18 protein-coding genes are annotated in these 22631 nt (G+C 35.8%); 10 read left to right on the forward strand and 8 right to left on the reverse strand.

What is annotated here, in order from left to right:
* Positions 1 to 149: 149 nt before the first annotated feature.
* From ppdK to ACFIML_RS03825, 3 genes are all read right to left on the reverse strand, one after another.
* A complete protein-coding gene (gene ppdK / locus ACFIML_RS03815) occupies positions 150 to 2816 on the reverse strand; it encodes a pyruvate, phosphate dikinase (RefSeq protein ID WP_375687399.1) in 2667 nt (888 codons plus the stop codon).
* A 166-nt stretch (positions 2817 to 2982) separates the two neighbouring features.
* Positions 2983 to 3639, reverse strand: coding sequence for a DsbA family protein (locus ACFIML_RS03820; RefSeq protein WP_375606390.1), 657 nt, complete (start codon positions 3637 to 3639; stop codon positions 2983 to 2985).
* An 84-nt stretch (positions 3640 to 3723) separates the two neighbouring features.
* Entirely contained in the window at positions 3724 to 4224 is a 501-nt protein-coding gene (locus tag ACFIML_RS03825) for a DUF721 domain-containing protein (protein WP_375606391.1), read from the reverse strand.
* A gap of 200 nt (positions 4225 to 4424) precedes the next feature.
* Between ACFIML_RS03825 and mutY the strand changes: the two genes are divergently transcribed.
* The gene (gene mutY, locus ACFIML_RS03830; protein WP_375607797.1) at positions 4425 to 5483 is read left to right on the forward strand and encodes an A/G-specific adenine glycosylase; all 1059 of its coding nucleotides are present in this window, start codon (positions 4425 to 4427) and stop codon (positions 5481 to 5483) included.
* A gap of 745 nt (positions 5484 to 6228) precedes the next feature.
* Here the strand turns inward: mutY and ACFIML_RS03835 are convergent.
* Entirely contained in the window at positions 6229 to 7365 is a 1137-nt protein-coding gene (locus ACFIML_RS03835) for a site-specific DNA-methyltransferase (protein ID WP_375609097.1), read from the reverse strand.
* Positions 7366 to 7681: 316 nt separating this feature from the next.
* Between ACFIML_RS03835 and ACFIML_RS03840 the strand changes: the two genes are divergently transcribed.
* From ACFIML_RS03840 to ACFIML_RS03875, 8 genes are all read left to right on the forward strand, one after another.
* Complete coding sequence (locus tag ACFIML_RS03840) at positions 7682 to 8377, forward strand: HAD family hydrolase (protein WP_375606394.1); 696 nt, start codon at positions 7682 to 7684, stop codon at positions 8375 to 8377.
* Positions 8378 to 8802: 425 nt separating this feature from the next.
* The gene (locus ACFIML_RS03845) at positions 8803 to 9024 is read left to right on the forward strand and encodes a hypothetical protein (protein ID WP_375606395.1); all 222 of its coding nucleotides are present in this window, start codon (positions 8803 to 8805) and stop codon (positions 9022 to 9024) included.
* A gap of 1251 nt (positions 9025 to 10275) precedes the next feature.
* Positions 10276 to 10632 carry a hypothetical protein gene (locus tag ACFIML_RS03850; protein ID WP_375687402.1) on the forward strand — a complete coding sequence of 119 codons (357 nt, stop codon included), beginning with the start codon at positions 10276 to 10278 and terminating at the stop codon, positions 10630 to 10632.
* A 179-nt stretch (positions 10633 to 10811) separates the two neighbouring features.
* Complete coding sequence (locus tag ACFIML_RS03855) at positions 10812 to 11177, forward strand: hypothetical protein (protein ID WP_375687404.1); 366 nt, start codon at positions 10812 to 10814, stop codon at positions 11175 to 11177.
* A 209-nt stretch (positions 11178 to 11386) separates the two neighbouring features.
* Positions 11387 to 11749 carry a hypothetical protein gene (locus ACFIML_RS03860; RefSeq protein WP_375606398.1) on the forward strand — a complete coding sequence of 121 codons (363 nt, stop codon included), beginning with the start codon at positions 11387 to 11389 and terminating at the stop codon, positions 11747 to 11749.
* Positions 11750 to 12385: 636 nt separating this feature from the next.
* Positions 12386 to 13783 (forward strand): threonine synthase, encoded by a 1398-nt coding sequence (gene thrC, locus ACFIML_RS03865; protein WP_375606399.1) that lies wholly within the window; start codon positions 12386 to 12388, stop codon positions 13781 to 13783.
* An 83-nt stretch (positions 13784 to 13866) separates the two neighbouring features.
* Positions 13867 to 15141, forward strand: coding sequence for a M16 family metallopeptidase (locus ACFIML_RS03870; protein WP_375606400.1), 1275 nt, complete (start codon positions 13867 to 13869; stop codon positions 15139 to 15141).
* A 398-nt stretch (positions 15142 to 15539) separates the two neighbouring features.
* Entirely contained in the window at positions 15540 to 18425 is a 2886-nt protein-coding gene (locus ACFIML_RS03875) for an EAL domain-containing protein (RefSeq protein ID WP_375687406.1), read from the forward strand.
* A 42-nt stretch (positions 18426 to 18467) separates the two neighbouring features.
* Here ACFIML_RS03875 and ACFIML_RS03880 read toward each other — a convergent pair whose 3' ends face one another.
* Positions 18468 to 19052: a YqgE/AlgH family protein gene (locus tag ACFIML_RS03880; RefSeq protein WP_375606402.1), complete on the reverse strand. Its 585-nt coding sequence runs from the start codon at positions 19050 to 19052 to the stop codon at positions 18468 to 18470.
* A gap of 71 nt (positions 19053 to 19123) precedes the next feature.
* On the opposite strand from ACFIML_RS03880, the gene ACFIML_RS03885 reads away from it, so the two are divergent.
* Complete coding sequence (locus tag ACFIML_RS03885) at positions 19124 to 20002, forward strand: protein-disulfide reductase DsbD domain-containing protein (protein WP_375687408.1); 879 nt, start codon at positions 19124 to 19126, stop codon at positions 20000 to 20002.
* A 27-nt stretch (positions 20003 to 20029) separates the two neighbouring features.
* Here the strand turns inward: ACFIML_RS03885 and rnhA are convergent, their stop codons facing one another.
* The 3 genes from rnhA to ispH are packed head-to-tail and all read right to left on the reverse strand — an operon-like array spanning position 20030 to position 22517.
* Complete coding sequence (rnhA, locus tag ACFIML_RS03890) at positions 20030 to 20497, reverse strand: ribonuclease HI (protein ID WP_375687410.1); 468 nt, start codon at positions 20495 to 20497, stop codon at positions 20030 to 20032.
* Positions 20498 to 20502: 5 nt separating this feature from the next.
* On the reverse strand, positions 20503 to 21462 hold the full coding sequence (locus ACFIML_RS03895; RefSeq protein ID WP_375606405.1) for a homoserine kinase: 960 nt from the start codon (positions 21460 to 21462) through the stop codon (positions 20503 to 20505).
* Positions 21462 to 22517 (reverse strand): 4-hydroxy-3-methylbut-2-enyl diphosphate reductase, encoded by a 1056-nt coding sequence (gene ispH, locus ACFIML_RS03900; protein WP_375609088.1) that lies wholly within the window; start codon positions 22515 to 22517, stop codon positions 21462 to 21464. Before ispH ends, ACFIML_RS03895 begins: the two co-directional genes overlap by 1 nt.
* Positions 22518 to 22631: the final 114 nt, after the last annotated feature.

The raw sequence follows: 22631 nt of genomic DNA on the forward strand, positions 1-22631 counted from the left end.
TTCTCTCATAAACCTCTAAAAAAACACTTTCTCGCGTAACATAACTTATCGTGCATTTTAGAAGCATTTTTATTCCCTTTATTAAAGAAAATAAAAAATATATAAAAATTTATTTCTGTAATAACTATACAACAAAAAATATTAACCCATTACATCCTTTTTGCTATTGCGGCCTGAGCTGCTGCTAAACGAGCAATTGGTACTCGAAAAGGAGAACACGAAACATAATCTAGGTTATTTTCTTCACATAAAGCAATAGAGGCAGGATCGCCTCCATGTTCACCGCAAATTCCCAATTTTATTTTTGCACGCTTTGAGCGTCCACGCTGTGCAGCAATGGTAATAAGTTCCCCTACTCCATCACGGTCAATAGATACGAAAGGATCTTGCTCTAAAAGACCTTTTTGAAAATAGGTTGCCAAAAAAGGAGCAGCATCATCACGGGAAATCCCAAAAGTAGTTTGTGTCAAATCGTTTGTTCCAAATGAAAAAAATTCAGCAGTTTCAGCAATTTCATCTGCTCGAAGCGCTGCCCTTGGAAGTTCAATCATCGTCCCAACTATATATTGAATAGTACCTCCCTTTTCTTTCATCACTTCCTTAGCAACCTGATCAATACGCGCTTTTACAAAATCGAGTTCAGATTTAAGAGCAACCAATGGCACCATAATTTCAAGCATAACAGGAGATCCAGATTTTTGGGCAGATTCTGCTGCTGCTTCAAAAATCGCCCGCGCTTGCATTTCTGCAATTTCAGGATAAGTAATAGCTAAACGGCATCCTCGTAATCCAAGCATAGGATTAAATTCGTGTAACTGCTGAGCACGTTCAGCAAGTACTTCAGCAGAAACCTCCATAGCTGTTGCAACATCAAGAATTTCTGCTTTCGTTTTAGGCAAAAACTCATGGAGTGGCGGATCTAACAAACGAATGGTAACAGGTAAACCACACATAATTTCAAATAATTCACTAAAATCTGAACGCTGCATTGGCAAAAGCTTATCTAGTGCTTTACGACGACCACGTTCATCATGACTTAAAATCATTTCACGCATGGCAACAATACGTTCTCCAGAAAAAAACATATGCTCCGTACGGCAAAGACCAATACCTTCAGCCCCAAAAGAACGCCCCATACGGGCATCAGATGGTGTCTCAGCATTGGCGCGAACTCTTATACGTCGCATCCCATCAGCCCATTCCATTAATTTTGCAAAGTCTCCGCAAAGCTTAGGCTGCAACATTGCAACTTTTCCTTTGAAAATTTCCCCACTTCCACCATCAATCGTGATAACATCGCCTTTTTTAAAGCTTTCTCCTGAAGCAAATAGCGTATTTGTATTATAATCAATCCGCACACTACCAGCACCAGAAATACATGGTTTTCCCATTCCACGCGCAACAACAGCAGCGTGACTTGTCATGCCGCCACGCGTTGTTAAAATTCCTTCTGCAGCATGCATACCATGAATATCTTCTGGGCTTGTTTCCACACGGACCAAAATAACTTTTCGCCCTTCTGCTGACACAGTTTCTGCCTCTTCCGAAGTAAAAACAATTTCACCGGTTGCTGCTCCAGGAGAAGCAGGTAAACCACGTCCTATAACAAAACGCTCTGCTTTGGGATCAAGTGTTGGATGTAAAAGTTGGTCAAGTGACTTTGCATCAATACGCATTACCGCTTCTTCACGGCTTATTAACCCCTCCTCAACCATTTCAATTGCCATCTTGAGAGCTGCACGAGCCGTACGTTTTCCCGAACGAGTCTGCAGCATCCATAATTTACCTTTTTCAATGGTAAATTCGAGATCTTGCATATCCCGATAATGCTGCTCAAGCTTCTGCGCGATCTGACATAACTTCAAAAAAGCCTCAGGCATAATTTTTTCTAAAGACGGCTTATTTGAACCAGCAACAATACGCGCATTTTCTGTAATATTTTGAGGCGTTCGAATACCCGCCACAACATCTTCTCCTTGCGCATTAACTAAAAATTCACCGTAAAGTTCTTTTTTTCCTGTCGATGGATTGCGTGTAAAAGCAACACCTGTTGCCGAATCTTCACCCATGTTGCCGAAAACCATAGCTTGCACATTAACTGCCGTTCCCCAACTTTCAGGAATGCTATGTAAACGACGATAAGTGACTGCGCGTGCTGTCATCCAACTTGAAAAAACGGCTCCAATCGCCCCCCATAATTGCTGTTCAGGATCTTGTGGAAAAGGGATTCCTAATTTTTCTTCAATATATGCTTTATAAGAAGCAATAACATGTTTCCAATCATCTGCTGTCATTTCTGTATCAATAGTGTAACCATTGCGTTCTTTTGCCTCATCAAGAATCTCTTCAAAATAAGAATGGTCTACCCCCAAAACAACGTTAGAATACATTTGGATAAAACGCCGATAACTATCATAAGCAAACCGTTCATTATTAGCTTGTAAAGCAATAGCTTTTACAGTCTTATCATTCATGCCAAGGTTAAGCACTGTATCCATCATTCCTGGCATAGAAGCCCTAGCCCCTGAACGAACAGAAAGCAAAAGTGGTCTTTGCTCATTACCAAATTCACGTCCTGTTTGTTCACCAACGCGTCTTAATGCTTGCTTAACAGATTCCTGTAGCTCTTCTGGGTATGATTTGTCATGTGCGTAATAAAAATTACAGACTTCTGTTGTCAGAGTAAATCCTGGCGGTACGGGCAAACCAAGACTACTCATTTCTGCTAAATTAGCCCCTTTACCTCCGAGAAGATTACGCTCGCTTGCACTTCCTTCTGCGTTTCCATCTCCAAAACTATAAACCCATTTTTTCATTGTACAAATCCTCCCATATCAGCATCAAAACACCATTCAACCTAGGCTTAACTTAAATGATTCAAAATCGGCGAAATAAAAAAGATCGCTTCATAAATGCATAATACCTAACCTTCTTAAAAGAGATAATGACCACATCACCATCTATCTTCTAGAAGATTAAGATTCAGTTTTTAAGAAAACTATCAATCACCGAAAAAAAGTCTTCTACTTTCATAGCACCTTCATATTTATTACCATTGATAAAGAAAGTAGGCGTTGCTGTCACACCAAGTTCTTTACCACGCTCAAAAGATGCATTCACTTCATCTAAAATGGTCTGATTTTTCAAACACGCAGTAAAACTTTCATCTGAAAAACCCGCCATTAAGCTAATTTTTTTCAATGGTGTCAGAGCATCTTTTCCCCAAACCCACTCATTTTGTTTTTGAAATAAAACTTCTATCAAAGGGAAATAGCGATCTTCTGGTGCACACCGTGCTAACATAAAACCTGCTGTTGCCCGAGGATCAAAAGCATATTCTCGGAAAATCAGTTTCACTTTTCCTGTTTTGATATATTTTTTACGAATTTGAGGAAGTATATCGTTGTAAAAATGTGCACAATGAACACATGTTAACGAAGCATACTCAACAATGATGACTGGTGCATCCGCCTCTCCCTCAAAGCGATCCTTTACTTTACTTGATTGGAGAAGCTCAGCCATATCAACTGTTGCCACTGGTTTGAGATCACGCGCTAAAGCAACTGTTACACTATTTTGTACAATCGTTATGAAGAGAAAAATTATCCCGAAAGATAAAAAAGAACGAAATTTTACCATAAATAATACTTTTCTGTTGGTATTAAACGAATAGGAATCCAATGCTTTCTCATATATTAAAGAAAATATATATAAAATATCTTGCTATTTATTATTTTTTTCCGAGAAAATGCAACAGCCAAGTTTATAAAGTGATTGGCGTAAACTTTTATCTTCAATTCCTTCAAGCATTTTCTCCACGCATTTTTTGTCTTGTTCACTCAAAGTCGACTTTAGAGGCAAATGATTCATAAAAACCGACAGACGCCTTTGTTCAATCTTGATGCGATCAATAGCAATATAGCCAAAAAATCCATTAATTTTATGAAGAAATTCCTCTGTTTCATGCATTAATTTCAACGCCGCAAATCCTTCACATGCGACAACAAGTGTTGCTGGCTGAAAAACTTCATCTTGATCTGCACGACGTTTCCAAATAATTTTAAGCGGCATTGTATGTTCACTGATATCATGGCCCACAATTTGTGGCCAATGCTCTATAAGCTCTACATTTAGCCCTGTCCGTTTGCGCAAAACGGGATCAAGTATTTTGAATACCGTCTCAGAAAGAGAATAAAAGATACGTTTTTTTAGTTGTTTTCTCATTTTTAGATCATTGTTCAACCGTTTACTCAATTACAATAATTTGTTTTATCTAAAAATAATTGCCTCCCTAATTTATAAAATATCAACAAAATAAAAATCCACTCCTCACCAGGGTCTCGACAATAAAAGAGCAAAAAAAGAATTACAAAATAAATATTTTTTCTTTTGCATTTTACATCTCTCTATGCTTGAAAACAATCATGTATGAAATTTCTTCGCACCTCCTTTCTTGGTACGATCAAAATCATAGAAACCTCCCATGGCGGATTACCCCCGAAGAGCAAAGACAAGGTATCCGTCCTGATCCTTATCAGGTTTGGCTTTCTGAAATCATGCTGCAACAAACAACCGTTGAAACGGTTAAGCCCTATTTTAAAAAATTTCTGAAATTTTGGCCTGATCTTCCTTCTTTAGCAATAGCCTCACAAGATGATATTATGAAAGCATGGGCTGGACTTGGTTACTATTCACGCGCACGTAATCTTAAAAAATGTGCGAGACAGCTTGTTGAAAACTACGCAGGACAATTTCCACAATCTGTAAAAGAATTGCGAACTCTAGCCGGTATTGGAGAGTATACTGCCGCAGCCATTGCCGCAATTGCTTTTAACCATCCTGTGGCAGTGGTTGATGGTAATGTCGAACGTGTAATAGCGCGCCTTTTTGCTATCGCTTCAATATTACCAAAAGCAAAAGCTGAAATTAAAGAAAAAACACAAAAAATTACTGCTTTAAATCGTCCTGGCGACTTTGCTCAAGCAATGATGGATTTGGGAGCAACCATTTGTACTCCACGCAAACCATCTTGTTATATCTGCCCTCTTCAAAGTTTATGCAAAGCGGCAAAGATGCAACAACCGGAGTCTTTTCCAGTTAAAGCCCCTAAAAAAGAACGCCCTTCAAAAACAGGTAGTGCCTTTGTGGTTCTTAATAAAAACAAACAAATTTATTTGGAAAAACGACAGACGCAAAAACTCCTTGGTGGAATGACCCAAATTCCTAACAATATTGATATAAACAACAAAAATGGGCTCCAAAACGCCCCCTTTCCTGCCAATTGGCAATTCAAAGGGCAAATTACGCATGTTTTTACTCACTTTTCTCTAAAACTCGATGTCTACTATACTGAAGATATTCATGAAATGAATTGTGAAAATGGTTGGTGGTGCAACATTCAACATCTTGCCAAAGAAGCGCTCCCTACTGTTATGAAAAAAGCCATTTCCGTAGCACTTCCCAATTCTTTCAGATTTAAATAACCTTGTTTATTCGTAAACATGTTTGCTAATGGAGACTTTTGTATCCCTAATGACCATTTCTTAATCTTTACAAAGAAAAATTTAAACACGTAGAATGTCTCATTTTTTCTATCAATGAGAATTAAGAAGGAATAGAAATCTTAGATTTAAATTTCAGGATCTATCCTTTGTTCGCTTATGAAGAAGCAAATCGGCACCATCGTTATATTTACCCACCCCCTACGACACCCTTGGCACTTGAAACGGTTCATAAGAGGTACTTTTAGTTCTTTCTTTAACAATTTTTATTCACACGCCAACCCCGCTTATGACATGCAAGTAAGTAATTTTTATTGATTCAATATGAAACAGGTTTGAAATAAAAGAGTTTGACGATATTCCGAGGGCAATTCAATATGAGTTGCGCTAAATTATCTTGATAAATCAATATATTTTACGCACTTTATAGATGCACGTACAAAAAAGCACTTAATTTTGAACTTCTGAATGAACCTTTTAATTCTGATATTTCATTTTTATAAGATTATATTGAAATTTTACTATTTTGGAACTAAAATCAGAACATAGAGTAGAAATTTCTCGTTTTAATTTTTTCTACAAGAAGCGAAAAATACTCGCTTGCCGCTTACAAGCGAGGTGAGTATTTCAATATAAAATATCTAAGAAAAGCATAAAACGCGCTTGCATCCATCCCAATCGAGATCAGGTACATTGGTGATTAATAGAATGAAGCAATCAGCTTAGTTCATAAAACACCCGTTTTTAACATTTGTGAACGTATGATCATTCTTAAATGATCTATGGACTTTAACCGTCCATTTTCCTCATAATACCAAAATGTCCAACCATTACAACTCTGCGAATCTTGAGCCTTTCTTCCCATTGCGTGAATTGAGCCCGCTTCACCACCATGCATAATCGTACCATCAGCTCTTACAATAGCAGATACTTGCTTTTTCCGATCATAAAGAACTTCTCCAGGATAAAGTAAACCTGCCTCAAGCAAACTGTTGAATGCTATGCGCGGTTCTGCTTTTTTTCTATCTAAAATCGCCAGCTCTGGTTGTCCTAAAGGTTTAACCGACGCAATCCTTTCACATGCCGCATCAATGTAATCTTGCTCGCGTTCAACCCCAACAAAATCACGCCCTAAAAGCTTGGCAACAGCACCTGTTGTTCCCGAACCAAAAAACGGATCAAGAATAACATCACCAGGTTTACTAGAAGCCATAATAATACGCGCTAATAACGCTTGCGGTTTTTGTGTTGGATGTAATTTACGCCCTGAATCATCCTTTAAACGTTCAGCTCCAGTACAGAGAGGAAAAAGCCAATCTGAACGCATTTGTAGATCTTCATTTGCCGCTTTTAAAGCATCATAATTAAATGTATACTTTTTATCTTTTTGATCTCGCACAGCCCAAATAAGTGTCTCATGAGCATTTTGAAAGCGTCGCCCTCGGAAATTAGGCATCGGATTATTTTTGCGCCAAATAATATCATTGAGCATCCAAAAACCTAAATCTTGTAATGCCGTACCAACTCGAAAAATATTATGGTAAGATCCGATAACCCAAAGGGTTCCATTAGGTTTTAACACACGACGACAAGCAAGCAACCACGCACGGGTAAAAGCATCATAAGCAGCAAAACTCTCAAACTGGTCCCATGCATCATCAACCGCATCAACAAGCGAATGATCTGGACGATATAAAGCACCATCCAATTGCAAATTATAGGGTGGATCCGCAAAAATCATATCAACGGAATGTTTTGGAAGTTTTTCTAAAACGGAAACACAATCTCCTTTAAAAATTTTATTGCGCCATGGCGTCTGGGAGGGATTACGAACGAAATCTTTTTGAAGCTGAATAACTGTCATGAAAAACCCAACAAAATGAACTGAATTTGCCCTATAATCAACCAAAATAGTTTATAGGCCCGCTTTACCAATCCATATTTACAAAATAGAGTAAACGTATCGTTAAAGTTCCGAAAAATTGATTATTATTTTTTGTTTTTTAAAGTAAAAAACTTCCATCTGAATGAATTTTTCTTTTTTCAATATACTGTTCCCCTATCTTTTATTTCGTAAAATGAATAAGAATCATTTTCAAAATATATTTTTATGAAATAAGATTCTCTCAATGTCGTTTTCATGAAAATTGTTCATCTCGTAACATGTAAAGGAATATTTTATGCCTCAAATAGATCTTATTATTTTTGATTGTGACGGAGTTCTCGTCGACTCTGAATATCTTGCAGCAAAAATTGGATCTCAATTGCTCAAACAAACAGGATATGAAATCTCACCTGAAGAATTGAGCGAACGTTTTGCAGGGCTTATCTTTCGCGATATTCTTAAACAAGTTGAACAGGAAACAGAAAAACCAATTTCTGCTCATCTCATAGATCAAATGACTGATATTTTTCGTACACAAATAAAAACTGAATTACGTGCTCTTGATGATGTAAGAGAAGCAGTAGAAATTATTCAAACACGCTATCCCTACTGTATCTGCTCTAATGCAAAGAGCATCGATATAAAAGAGATGCTCACCACTGTTGGTCTCTATGAACTTTTTGAAGGTAAAATATTTTCTGCACCTGAAGTTGGAACAAAAAAAACCAAACCTGCCCCTGATATTTTCCTTTTTGCCGCAAAACAATTACAAGTAGAGCCTCAAAACACTATCGTTATAGAAGATTCAATTCATGGTGTACATGCCGCCAAAGCAGCAGGCATGCGTGCCATCGGCTTTACGGGAGGATCACATAGCTATCTTGGCCACTCTAATGCACTTGCAGAAGCTGGTGCAGAAACAGTTATTGCAAAACATGCTCATTTAGGAGAAGTCTTAGAAGCAATGGCAGTATGGCGAGATCTATTATAAGAAATCTCTTGAATATATCAGTTTGTAAACTCTTGTAAGAAGCACTTTTATTCAAATGTCCTTCTCTTCTCGCTGCTCCTTTTATAATAACTTCAATAAATGCGTAATTCACGACATGGGTGAATTGCATCTCAATGTGAAAAAATATATCACCTCATTGAGATCATAAGTCTGTTAACCATTGCACGTGCTTTTAAAAAAAGCAAAAAACAGGGGTGCAAACTCATAAAAATTAAGCCCTGCTTATCTATCTCAAATCCGATATCCCAGTCCCAACCACAGCAGCTCATCCTGATAAATTATGAGATTTGTCAAAAAAGGAATATCACAACTCCCTACCGATAAGATGTGAAAATTGCTAACCTCTTTTATCTGATCAAAAAAAACACACTATGGTAAAATTGTAAGGGATGTGCGTATTGATCATGGAAAAAAATATTAAAATTCGCAGAACCTATGGAACACAAGAGTTTATTGAAAAAAACAAAAGTATTCTTGTTAAATTACACGGGCTTATATTTGCTCAATCCAAATCTCGCAAACTTGTTGAAGGCTTATTTACTTTGCTGCTTAAACAGTATTTTAACAGCATCAATCGGCACAACCTCCCTAAGATTACAAAAAACAAAAAGAATACATTCTTATAAAGATTTGCATTTTATAAAAAACATTTCATACCAAGTAATTTACAGACAACGTATTGATTTATAATCAATAATTAATCATTATTCAAATTAAGCAAAATGCAAAAATGTAGCAACATTAGGAGCGAGCAAAGTGTATGGCGATGCCATCTTTCTTCTTTATAAACGCCAAAAACTCTGATGCCCTAAGAGTTTTATATTATGGGGCTTTATCATCATATCTATCATTGCACAATAGGCTTGAGTACCTTGAGAACGGTTTCTTTAAAAAAACACATAAATATGAAACATATAATCATGTTAAACAACCTACAGAGATACCAATAGTTGCTTAAAATTTTCCGAAAGCACTTAATAGACTTTTTAAATAAGCAATGAAATCAGATCTTTTTAAAAGTAATCCAACTTTAAGAAAAACACCCTTTCTAAAAATATTAGAAAGGGTGTTTTTCTTAAAGCGGCTTTTCTGTTTGGAAAGAAGAAAGTGTTGAAAAATATTATCTAATACTGATCTTTCGGCACTCATAAATATGTCTAAATTAGATTCTTCTATACACTGCTTTGCATCATAGTAATATGCTGTTCACATTGGCGATAAAAAGATAATATCATTTATCTCTATCCAATTCGAGCTCTACTTTACACTATGAGAGAACTGTACATTTTTTAGTATCTATAACATAAATGTATATAATTAATAGTGAAGTATCATTATGCTATCACGATGCAATTAAATAACCATTGAATAATAACTTAAATAATATCTATATAACACAAATTCTACAATAATGACTATCTATAATAACTACTATAAATAATAAAATTTTAGCGTGTCCATTCATATTTTAATTGTTAAGAATATTTATATAAACATATCATAATTTTCATGTTTTTTATTATATTATCGATAATAAATAATTTTTATATATTTAATATGTAAAAATTTTGATCATTTTATTATCGATAAATGTATTTATAAAATAATATTAATCTCATTTTACAAAAATTATACGATAATAACGTGTTGTTTTATATATAATACATAATAAAATATTTGATAAAGCTTTTAAAATATTTTTTTGTAATTATTACTGTTACTTTTTTACAATAATGTTTATAAAAAATTATATTTATATTTTTATATGTGTTTTTATTGTTGATTAAAAATACATATTGGACTATATATGTATGATGTAAATAAACATATATGTATATTTCTTACATATATAAATTAAAAATATTTTAGGTAAAGTTATGGTAAAAGTATTTAAAAATTATATCTTAAGCATTTTTATAACAAGCGCTTTTTTTCTTTCACAAACCATAAATGTTAATGCAAACTATTTAAAAAAAGAGACTCCAAAAGAGGAGTTTTCTGTTGCCCTAATGGAACAAGTAAAGAATGTGAAATCTGACGCAGTTTCTATGACTGCTTTCCATGTTCCATCTGTAAGTTATGGAACAGAAAATGGGACAACCTTTGAAGGAAAAGTTGAAAAGGTTATTGAACCCATGACTGTAGGAGTGGGACTATTGTTCGCTGGATATACAATAAGTTTTATAGGATCGATAATAAGTTGGATAAAGGACATAGTATTGATGTTCAAGTAATTCAATATATTGTAGAAATATAGAATATATAGCTTCATTATTTTATTATTAATTATTATAAATTTATTACATAATGAAGCTTATATTACTATAAATATAAATGCTGTAAATTACATCAAAAAATCCAAAATATAATTTTACACACATATATATTGAATAGTATAAAGTATTTGAGGTAAATGATGATTAAGTTGTTTAAAAATTATATGTTAAGTATTTTTATAATATCTGTTTTTTACATTTCACAGACTGTAAGTGTACATGCCAACTACTTGCAAAACAATATTCATCGTGAGAATAGTTTTATTTCTTTAACAGAACAAAACAGAAAGGATGCAATCAGTACGGTTTTTCTCTATACACAAAATCTAAATCGTGGTATGAAAAATGAAATTACCATCGAAGGAAAATTTGAAAAAGTCGTTGAACCTCTTACACTCGGGACTTTTGGTATTGGGATGGCTCTTGGTTATGTATCAAGTACGGTAGGTATGTTTTTAGGATGGATAATCAGCAAAATAATATCCTATTTTAAATCTCGTTAAAATTGAAATTTCATCAGATTAAGACCTTCTCATATGAAATATAAACTATTAACACATTCTGTGTTTATCCATTGTTGATGATAAAAACTAATGAATTATCACAATAAGAGTGAAAAAAGCTTTAAATGCTTCTGTTTCTCTCAATGTGCACTAATTCTGCCGATGCATCTATTCAATTCAGATTAAAATAAAAGTATTGGTGGTAAACTATGATTAAAGTATTGAAAACTTACGTATTAAATATTTTTATAGCAGTTGCTTTTTTGCTTTCACAAGTTATAAATGTTCATGCCAATCATTTGAAAAATGATACTCAATGGGAAACTGTCTCTCTAATAGAACAAGGAAAGAAAAAAACTATCGATATAGCTGCTCTTTATGTCCCAAGTTTCACTCATAGAGCAAAAAGTGAATCTGCCTTTGAAGGAAAATTTGAGAAAGTGTTTGAACCAATTACGCTAGGAGTTTTTTCTACAGTAGGAGCTTTGGGTTTTGGATTCTTAACTGGATCTGTTATGGCCATATTTAGCGGGATAATCGGATGGGCAATAGGAAAAATTAAAGGCAAATAATTCAAAGATACTTAGTTATTTTTTTCTATTTAAAATGAAAACACTTTACAGCCTGCTTCCCATCATTTAGCAGGCTGTTGTATGTTTTCTATGGATAAACTTTAGGTTACCATACTGTATAGCACAAATATAATATCTATTATTATACAAAGTGATAAGTTAAGCTAAAAAAGATTATTCAAAGTATGATTTGTGCACGAAATGCCATAAAATTACCTTATAAATCTTCCAATGTGAATTCTGAGATGTATCATTTTAACATTCAGTTCAGCAGATTTAATTGTTACAAAGTATTAAGAGCATAAAATAACTATAAATGATTGAGTTTTATACAAAAGTTCTTCAGTAAATGCCATTCTATCTATTTAATTGTATTATTTAAGAAGGTGCACAAGTGAAGATACGTTGTAAAATTTAAGTGAATGAATAATAGAGAGAAAATTTTCGACTGTAAAAGATTTTCTGTGAACATTTGGCGTTTATATCTCAAAAATAAAAATGCTTAAGGCTATTTCCTTTCATTATTGAGTTAAAAAGAAGAAAAGAAGCTCTATCCATTTAATAATTTAAATATTATGAAAAACGTGAAATAAATAACTTCACCAATTTGCCAGAAATAAAAAAAGGATAAGACTTATGGAATATATCAGCACGAGAGGTGAAGCTCCTGCTTTAAGCTTTACGGAAACAATCATGACAGGGTTGGCAAGTGATGGGGGACTTTATTTGCCAGATAAATTTCCTCAGCTATCATTTGATGCGTTACGAGCACTTCGTGGTCAGTCCTATACAACAATTGCTAAAACTATCCTGTGGCCCTTTGTGAATAACGAAATCGAATATACAGCTTTTGAAAATATGATCGCTGAATCTTATGCAACCTTTCACCATCCAGCAATCTGTCCGTTACGACAAACTGGAGCAGATGAATTTATCCTTGAACTCTTTCATGGTCCTACTTTAGCTTTTAAAGATGTCGCAATGCAGTTTCTTTCTCGACTGATGGATTATGTTTTGACTGAAAAAAATAGATGTGCAACGATTATTGCTGCAACATCAGGTGATACAGGAGGAGCTGCGATACAAGCTTTTGCTGGAAAAGAGCACTCAGATATTTTTATTTTATTTCCTAAAGGACGTGTATCACCTGTTCAACAACGGCAAATGACAACCAATCAATGTTCCAATGTTCATGCCATTGCCATTGAAGGAAATTTTGATGATTGCCAAGCTCTTGTCAAAGCAATGTTTAATGATCATAATTTTCGTAAAAAAACAGCGCTTTCAGGTGTTAATTCTATAAATTGGGCGCGTATCATGGCGCAAATTGTTTACTATTTTTCATCAGCTCTTTCCTTAGGAGCACCTGATAGAGCTGTTTCATTTACTGTTCCTACTGGAAATTTTGGTGATATTTTTGCAGGTTATGTCGCAGCCCGTATGGGATTACCCATTGCTCAACTGGTCATCGCAACGAATGATAACGACATCCTTGTACGTACATTGACCAGTGGTACTTACGAAACAAAACCAATAGTCCATACAACATCACCTTCTATGGATATTCAGGTCTCTTCTAATTTTGAACGTTTGCTCTTTGAAAGTGGCAATCGTGATCCAATGTGGATTCGCAATGCAATGGAAAACTTGAAAAAAACGGGTCTCTTTACTCTTGATGAAAAGCAACTCAAAAATATTCGTTCCCTATTTTCCGCTGGGAAAAGCAACATGGCTGCAACAGCTCAAAAAATTGATAGTGTCTATAAGGAAAGTGGCTATCTTGTTGATCCACATACAGCGGTCGCTCTTCAAGTAGCGCGTGAAAACAAAAAACCGCATATTCCAATGATCGTTCTTGCCACGGCTCATCCAGCTAAATTTCCTGATACTATTAAAAGCGCTTGTGGCCTTCATGCTCCATGGCCATCTCATCTCAATGATGTAATGAAACACGAAGAACATTTTATAAATCTTGCTAATGATGAAAAAATAGTAAAAGATTATATTTCTTTAAAATCGCGTGCATCTTATTAAAGTTAGCTGCATTAATTTAAATCAAGAAGATTCTGATACCCTTACAATGAGGTATTTAGCTTATTTAATGGAGTTGTAAATACATGGATGTAGATATCTGTCGCCTAAATAATGGTTTGACTATCGCCACACATACAATGCAACAAATTGATAGTGTTGCCCTCGGAATATGGGTTAAAGTGGGCTCACGCAATGAAACCTCCACACAGCATGGTATTGCTCATCTTCTTGAGCATATGGCTTTTAAAGGAACCGAAAACCGTACTGCTTTTCAAATTGCAACCGATATTGAAGATGTTGGCGGTGAAATCAATGCTACAACCAGTATTGAAACAACAGCTTACTTTGCACGTGTACTTAAAAGCGATATCCCACTTGCTATAGACATTTTAGCCGATATTTTAATGCATTCAAAATTTGACGACAATGAACTAGAACGAGAAAAACAAGTAATCTTTCAGGAAATTGGTGCTGCCCATGACACTCCTGATGATATTGTTTTTGATCACTTTACAGAAACAGCCTTTCGTCATCAATCCCTTGGACGCTCTATTTTAGGAACAGCTAAAACTATTCAATCATTTACATCTACTGATCTCCATGATTTCATCAATAAACAATATAGTGCAGATCGTATGATTGTCGTTGCTGCAGGAGCTGTAAAGCACGAAAGTTTCTTGCGAGAAGTTGAAAGTCGTCTTGGTACTTTTCGCTCCCATTCAACCGCACCTCTTACTAATCTTGCAAATTATGTCGGTGGCGACTTTCGTGAATATCGCGATTTAATGGATACACAAGTTGTTCTAGGGTTTGAAGGGCGTGCTTATCACGCGCGTGATTTTTATGCGGCTCAAATTCTTTCAATCATTCTTGGTGGTGGTATGTCTTCACGTCTTTTTCAAGAGGTAAGAGAGAAACGTGGATTATGCTATTCTATTTATGCTTTTCATTGGGGATTTTCAGATACTGGGCTTTTTGGTGTTCACGCAGCTACCGGACAAGAAGGGCTCAAAGAACTTATTCCTGTGATTCTTGATGAACTTTCCAAGGTCAGCAAAAATATTCACGCCAACGAACTGCAACGAGCACAAACGCAATATCGTGCAAATCTGACAATGTCACAGGAAAATCCCTCTAGTCAAGCACATCTCATTGCTCGCCAAATACTCCTTTATGGTCGACCAATTCCAATATCGGAAACAATTGAACGCCTCAATCTCATCACTCCTAAAAGATTAACTGATTTAGCGCATCGTCTTTTTACAAACTCCACTCCAACACTAACTGCTGTCGGACCTGTAGGCCCCCTCATAAATTTTGATGATTTAACGTCAACTCTTTCATACAAGCTAAAGTAAAAACTTCTTTTCAAAGCAGCATCACAATAACATCACATATTTTATCATAAAATTTACCACAAAAGCTCTCCTCATTAAATAAGTTTTGGAAATATTGGGCAAAGAGGTGTACAAAACTACCCAATTCATACTTCATGTGATAAAGATTCTAATCAGTAAAGATATATCCGTGAAATATGGAAATTCATGGTTTAACTTTGCCCTTTTAAAATATAAAACTTCATTCGCTTCAGGTTCCATTGAAGCAGATGGGTATGTGGTCTATTTGTATATAAAATCACATAACTTAAGAAAAAGTGATAACAATTTATTATGTAAATAAATTATAAAAGGTGGACGTTTTTTCTCAAAAATCGAAATGAAAATTAAACATCCTAAAATATTGAGAGTGGGACATTGTGAAGAGTTTGCGTAAAATAATTGACATCATTTTCATTGTAGTCGTTAGTTCTTTTGTCCATCTTACATCAGCACAAGCAATTGAACCAGTTAAAATTTCTTCTCAGGATGCTGCTCTTGATCTCTCAAAAGCAATTGAAATTCACCATACAAACAATTCTATTTTTCAAACAAGTACAGCACCAGGACCAGATGGTATTGTATGGCGTATTGAAGTGCAGGCAAAAAATGAAAAATTTTCCGGAAATTGGGCCGTTTTTTCTCTTGCAAATCCAACAGATGAACAAGTTGATCGTCTCATCGTTGCCCCCCATTACCGCATGGCACGTTCTGGATTTTTTTGGCCAGACCTTGGGTCAACAAGGATTCAATCCATAACGCCAAGTGAAGGTTTTTCTCTCGATCGTCAACCGAGTGCAAACTCTGATATCTTTCGTATTACCCTTAATCCTGGTGCTGTTATTACATTTGTGGCCGAACTTAACTCTGCAAATCTACCGCAAATCTATTTATGGCAACCTGAAGCTTATAAAGATGCAATTAATTCTTATACACTTTATCATGGTATTCTTCTTGGTATATCAGGTCTCTTAGCGCTTTTGTTAACGGTTCTCTTCGTCGTCCGTGGAACAGGGCTGTTTCCTGCAACAGCTGCTGTTGCTTGGGCAGTGCTTTTTTATATTGGTATTGACTTCAATTTTTTAAATAAATTCTTTGCTGTTACACTCACAACCCAACCAATCTGGCGTGCTGGTACAGAAGTAGCACTTACTGCTACACTCTTCATTTTTCTTTTTACCTATCTCAGCCTTAACCGCTGGCATTATCATTTTAGTTACGGGGCTATCGCTTGGACCATTGCCTTTTGCAGTCTAGGAGCCTTTGCTATTTATGATCCCATCAGAGCCGCTGGAATTGCGCGTTTGTCTTTTGGCCTTACCGCTGTGCTTGGTATAATATTAATCATCTATTTCTCAATCAGAAGCTATGACCGCGCCATTATGCTTATTCCAACATGGTTGCTCATTAGCTTTTGGTGTGTTGGAGCCTATGCCTGCATAGCTGGACATTTAAACAATGATATTATTCAGCCAGCATTAGCGGGGGGATTAGTGCTCATTGTTCTTCTCATTAGCTTTACTGTCCTGCAACAAACTTTTTCTAATGACGCTTTCCATGAAGGAATATTTTCCGACCTTGAACAACAAGTACTCGCAGCAAAGGGAGCTGGAAATATTATTTGGGATTGGAATATTGAGCGTGACCGTATTGTTGTACATCCAAACATGGCAACCCTTTTTGGTACTGAAATTCATAACCTCAATGGACCTATGCGCAACTGGATTTCAGCCTTGCACCATGATGATCGTGAACGCTTTCAAGCCGTATTGGATATCATTCTTAAAAATAAAAAAGGGCGCATTGATCAAATTTTTAGGCTTTCTTCCGGTGGTGGTTATTATCATTGGTTTTCTCTTCGTGCACGTCCGGCTATGCAAAAAGATGGAAAAATCACACGTGTCATTGGAACCATTGTCAATATTACTAACCATAAAAAATCCGAAGAACGCTTATTGCATGATGCAATCCACGACAGCTTAACCGGACTTCCTAACCAACAAATTTTCTTTGATAGACTACAAAATTATACCTCTTTAGCGAAAGCAAATATCAAAATTAGACCAACCGTCTTTATGATTGATTTTGATAATTTTCGCCAAATTAATCGCAAATTAGGTATCGCTGTTGGGGATACTGTACTTCTTATAATTGCACGTCGTTTAAATCGTCTCATTAATTTTCAAGATACCTTATCGCGCCTTTCTGCAGACCGCTTTGCAATTATTTTACTCAGTGAAACAGAACCACAAAAAATTGCAGCATTTGCAGATCATTTGCACAAAACAATTTCAGCACCTATTTCACTTTCAGAAAATAAAATAATCCTTTCAACCTCTATCGGATTGGTTACATGGAGTGAAAGTCGATCAACTGCTAAAGATATTTTTAATGATAGTGAATTAGCAATGATTCGCGCAAAACAAATGGGGGGAAATCATATTGAACCTTTTCGTCCTAATTTTCGCACTCTGGGTCTCGAACATAATACTCTGGAGAAAGATGTTCATTATGCAATAAAACGTAATGAGATGAAAATCCTCTACCATCCTATTCTTAATTTATCAGACGGACATATTATTGGTTTTGAAACAATTGTAGAATGGCATCATCCCACTTATGGAAATTTAAATGTCTCTGATTTCATAAAAATCGTAGAAAATGAACAAATTGTTATGGATTTGTCACAATTTATCATTGATAATGCCATTATCGATCTTATAAATGTACAAGAAAAGTTTTCCCAACAATCTTTCTTTATTTCAATTAATTTACCAAGCGCAGAAATGATTCATCCTCGTTTTATCAGTCAATTGCGTGCCGCTTTGCTTCGGCATCCGCTCCACAAAGGACGCTTAATGATTGAAATATCTGAATTTGTCTTAAGAAATAATCCTGAACAATCAGCGCACTTTCTTGAACAAATTAAAACACTTGGAATGAATCTCGCACTCGATAATTTTGGAACAGGTTATTCGTCTCTGACCTATCTCGTACGTTATCCATTTGATATGGTTAAACTTGATCGTTCACTTATCTCAATCGACTCTCTTAAGAAGAAAATTGTTCTAAAGTCTATCATTAATATGGCAACAGATCTTAATTTGCAAATTATCGCAGAAGGTGTTGAAAATGAAAAAGAAGCAATCTTCCTCCGTCAAGAAGGTTGTAAATATGTTCAAAGTACACTTGTGACGAAACCGATTGCCATAGAAGAATTAATTACGCTCGTTCAGAGCCATTTCCCTTATAAAATAAAAACATAAGGGATAAAATAACGTGTAAAGTTAAAAAGCTTAGAAAAAACTCTACGCGTGTCCCATTTCAGAAGCAAGATAAGTTGGATCGATACCCATGCGTGTTAAACTTTTATCATACTTGCAGCTTAAATCGCTTTCAAAAAGAAAACTAGGTGATGTAGAACTGATTAGCCACCCATTTGTAGAAATTTCTGCCTCAAGTTGCCCCGCTTTCCATCCAGCATAGCCTAATGCGACCAGTGCATGTTGCGGACCTTGTTCGCAACTGATCGCTTTTAATATATCAATTGTCGCAGTAAAACAGATCTTATCTGCAATAAAAACAGTTTCTTCACAAGCATAATCATCTGAATGAAGGACAAAACCACGCGAAGGATCAACAGGACCACCATAGCGAACTGGAAAATTTTTTATCGGTTCAGAAAGACTTTTTTTTTGGCCACTGTCTATGATTCCTAAGTGAAGCAAAAGCTCTGGAAAATCAATATGATGTAATTGATTGAGAATGATGCCCATCGCACCAGCATCAGAATGCGCGCAAATATAAATAACAGAACGAATAAAGCGTTTGTCATTCATTCCAGGCATTGCTATGAGTAATTGACCACCCAAAAAGCCATTACACTGCTTCATTAATCTGCTATTCTCCATAATTTACATGATAAAAGTTTGTTCATTTAGTACACTAGGAAAATAAAACTCCAATGAAAAAAAGTTACATATTTACAAATTTACAAAATATCGCAACTTTCTTTTATAAAAAGCTTTTAGTTACTTTATGCTTAACATTCTTAGTTTTAAAATTACTTAACATTCCTGTAAATGCTCAAACAGAACAAAAACTCCAGCTTTTCGCAACATCTTGGTATGAATCAGAGGGTGGTCGTATCCGATTAGCAATCACTGAACCTTCTCTTTCTGGAATAAGAGAAGGTATTATTGAAATTGTGCTTAAACCAGGATGGAAAACTTACTGGCGTAATCCAGGTAATTCTGGCATGGCACCATTTTTTAATTTCAATCAACAAGTTTCTTATGAAATCTTTTATCCGACGCCACAGCTTTTTGAAACAGAAAATGATTGGTCATTAGGCTATAAAGATAAAGTGACATTGCCCTTCAATCTTTCTAGTTCAAGCAAAAATTTAAGTGGGGCTTTCACTCTCGGACTATGTAATAAAATCTGTCTTCCATTGACTATTAACTTTGATTTTTCGCCATCTGTTCTTAAAAACAAGCATCTTCCCCTTTCCTTCTTAAAAAATGCCCAAGACTCTTTGCCTCGCATGATGCAGAATGCACTCAAAATAAGCGCCGAAAAAAATAACAATACTCTTCTTCTAAAAATAAAAAATAACGACAAAACCACTCCTTCCTCTCTCTTTTTAGATGGAGGAGAAATGCAAATTGGAGCAGCAAAAAAAGTCAGTGATAACGCGGAATATACGCTCTTTAGTGCTCCGATCTATTTCGTACCAGAAAAAATAAACCAAAAAATTTTTTACACTGTTTCTTTTAAAGATCACGCCTTAAGTGGAACATTCATATTCCATACGCAGCCCCCCTCTCTTACAACTCCGTGATAAAAGAGAAAGGCTCTCAAACAGCAATTATGCTGGAAAATGTCCATTGTTGCGATATTGCGTAATTGCTTTGCGAGCAAGTGCATCAGCGCGTTCATTTTCTGGATGTCCCGCATGCCCTTTTACCCAGTGCCACCTGACTGTATGACAAGAACAAACATCCTCAAGAGCTTGCCATAGCTCCATATTTTTAACAGGATTTTTTGATGCGGTGCGCCAATTATTCTTTTTCCAATCCTCAATCCACTTAGATATCCCATTACGCACATAAACTGAGTCTGTATAAAGGTTGACCAAACAGGGCTCTTTAAGCGCCTTTAATGCACAAATTGCCGCCATGAGTTCCATTTGATTGTTTGTCGTATGGACCTTACCGCCATAAAGCTCGCGTTCATGACCATTCCAGCGTAAAATTGCCCCCCACCCTCCAATTCCAGGATTCCCTGAGCAAGCACCATCTGTATAAATTTCAACGACTTTTTGTTGAGTTGCCATAAAATTTAAAAACCTAATTCACTTAGCGAATTTACATTACTGAAAAAACAAAGCTTGTGCCAATATTCCCATGGATCTTTCTTAATAACAAAGCTATGAGGCGGTGTATTAAACCAATCATAAAGGCGTGTGAGTAAGAAACGTAGAGATGCACCACGAGCTAATAAAACCATCTTGTCCAATTCTAAAGGGATCAATGGTCTTATTTTTTGATAATTTTCCAATAACTTACGTGCTTTGGTAAGATTATAGGAATGATCAGGCTCAAAGCACCAAGCATTTAAACAGATCGCTAAATCATAAGCAAAAAAGTCATTACAAGCAAAATAGAAATCTATCATCCCAGAAAGACGATGATTCACAAAAAAGACGTTATCATTAAATAAATCCGCATGAATAATGCCTGTTGGTAAATTTAATGGCCAGTTTTCTTGTAAAAAAACCAATTCCCACTCAATTTTTTGTCCAAATTCTTTTAATAATGCATCTTCTTTTGTTTGACAACGTTGCCACAATAGCTGCCAATCCATAACAGAAAGAGTATTTCTACGACTGAGTGTAAAATCCTGTCCTGCTAAATGCAATTGTGCTAATCCCGTCCCCACTTCACCACAATGATCTATATTGGGCTGGCGGATCCACTCTCCTTCCAGAAAAGTAATAATAGCAGCAGGACGACCTGCTAGTTCACTGATCATCATGCCATCATTTTGAATAACAGGTTGAGGACAAGGAATTCCACGCTGTCCTAAATGCTGCATTAAGCTACAAAAAAAAGGTAAATCATCTTTTGAAATACGCTTTTCATAAAGTGTTAGAATAAATCGTCCTTGTGTTGTCTCTAACATAAAATTAGAATTTTCAATCCCCTCCTCTATACCTTGATAAGACAAAAGTGACCCTATTGCGTAACCTGTTAAAAACGCTTTTAAATCATTTGGATGAATATCTGTATAAACGGCCATTATTCTGCTTTCATTTTAGACATGTCTGTATCTTGATGTTCATTTTTTGTACTATTTTCTTGACCATTAACAAAAGCCATATCTTGAGAGGTTAAAATGACATCACGTAATTCGCGACTCACTAAAAACTTTTCCGTTTCTACCACTGTTTCAGCCAATTCTATTGTGACATCATAACGCTCACGAAATGCTGAAATAATTTCATCAATAATAATTTCAGGAGCGGAAGCCCCTGCTGAAAGACTGACAACAGAAAGAGCTTTTAGGTTTTCAAAATTAATTTCATCAGCGCGCTGAACTAAAATAGCTTGTCGCGCACCAGACTTTTCAGCAACCTCGACTAAACGTCGCGAATTAGAAGAATTTGGTGCTCCAACAATCAAAAACAAATCACTCCCTTTTGCCGCGGCTTTAACCGCATCTTGTCGATTCGTTGTCGCATAGCAAATTGACTCAGCCGCTGGGGCTGCTAATGTAGGAAAACGTTGTTGTAATATATCGATAATTCCTGCAGTATCTTCAACAGAAAGCGTTGTTTGTGTCACAAATCCTAATTTATCTGGATCCCTTGGTTGATAATGCAAAGCATCTTCTATCGTTTCAATGAGCGTCACAGCCCCTTCTTCAAGCTGTCCCATCGTTCCTATCACCTCAGGATGACCAGCATGACCAATCAATATAACATGACGACCGTGACGTTGATGCCGTATCGCTTGTTTGTGAACTTTCGAGACCAACGGACATGTTGCATCAAGATAAAACAAATTATAGCGTTTTGCTTCTTTTGATACAGATTTTGGTACACCATGGGCAGAAAAAACAACCGGTTGAGTGCGATATTCTTCTGGAATCTCATCAAGTTCTTCAACAAAAACAGCTCCCCGTTGCTGCAATCCCTCAACCACATAGCGGTTATGTACAATTTCATGACGAACATACACTGGAACACCATACTTTTTTAATGCAAGAAGAACAATCTGGATAGCACGATCAACCCCTGCACAAAATCCACGTGGACCACAAAGACGTATCGTTAAAGGAGGAAGTCCAGACATAAATCATCCTTAATCTCTATAGCTTTAGTATCATAATCAAACAACTTATCCTTATGCACGAATAATCAATGCAAAAAAACGTGCAATACCATCTTTTACATAAAAACATACTTT

Source organism: Bartonella sp. AC62GZZY (assembly GCF_042196525.1).
In the GTDB taxonomy this organism is placed as follows: Bacteria; Pseudomonadota; Alphaproteobacteria; order Rhizobiales; family Rhizobiaceae; genus Bartonella.

Bases quoted from the DNA above. Each gene is read 5' to 3' on its own strand.
- ACFIML_RS03820 (WP_375606390.1), bottom strand. From the start codon at position 3,639: ATGGTAAAATTTCGTTCTTTTTTATCTTTCGGGATAATTTTTCTCTTC.
- ACFIML_RS03845 (WP_375606395.1), top strand. From the start codon at position 8,803: ATGGAAAAAAATATTAAAATTCGCAGAACCTATGGAACACAAGAGTTT.
- ACFIML_RS03855 (WP_375687404.1), top strand. From the start codon at position 10,812: ATGATGATTAAGTTGTTTAAAAATTATATGTTAAGTATTTTTATAATA.
- ACFIML_RS03885 (WP_375687408.1), top strand. From the start codon at position 19,124: ATGAAAAAAAGTTACATATTTACAAATTTACAAAATATCGCAACTTTC.
- ACFIML_RS03860 (WP_375606398.1), top strand. From the start codon at position 11,387: ATGATTAAAGTATTGAAAACTTACGTATTAAATATTTTTATAGCAGTT.
- ppdK (WP_375687399.1), bottom strand. From the start codon at position 2,816: ATGAAAAAATGGGTTTATAGTTTTGGAGATGGAAACGCAGAAGGAAGT.
- ACFIML_RS03825 (WP_375606391.1), bottom strand. From the start codon at position 4,224: ATGAGAAAACAACTAAAAAAACGTATCTTTTATTCTCTTTCTGAGACG.
- mutY (WP_375607797.1), top strand. From the start codon at position 4,425: ATGTATGAAATTTCTTCGCACCTCCTTTCTTGGTACGATCAAAATCAT.
- ispH (WP_375609088.1), bottom strand. From the start codon at position 22,517: ATGTCTGGACTTCCTCCTTTAACGATACGTCTTTGTGGTCCACGTGGA.
- thrC (WP_375606399.1), top strand. From the start codon at position 12,386: ATGGAATATATCAGCACGAGAGGTGAAGCTCCTGCTTTAAGCTTTACG.
- ACFIML_RS03870 (WP_375606400.1), top strand. From the start codon at position 13,867: ATGGATGTAGATATCTGTCGCCTAAATAATGGTTTGACTATCGCCACA.
- ACFIML_RS03895 (WP_375606405.1), bottom strand. From the start codon at position 21,462: ATGGCCGTTTATACAGATATTCATCCAAATGATTTAAAAGCGTTTTTA.
- ACFIML_RS03840 (WP_375606394.1), top strand. From the start codon at position 7,682: ATGCCTCAAATAGATCTTATTATTTTTGATTGTGACGGAGTTCTCGTC.
- ACFIML_RS03880 (WP_375606402.1), bottom strand. From the start codon at position 19,052: ATGAAGCAGTGTAATGGCTTTTTGGGTGGTCAATTACTCATAGCAATG.
- ACFIML_RS03850 (WP_375687402.1), top strand. From the start codon at position 10,276: ATGGTAAAAGTATTTAAAAATTATATCTTAAGCATTTTTATAACAAGC.
- ACFIML_RS03835 (WP_375609097.1), bottom strand. From the start codon at position 7,365: ATGACAGTTATTCAGCTTCAAAAAGATTTCGTTCGTAATCCCTCCCAG.
- rnhA (WP_375687410.1), bottom strand. From the start codon at position 20,497: ATGGCAACTCAACAAAAAGTCGTTGAAATTTATACAGATGGTGCTTGC.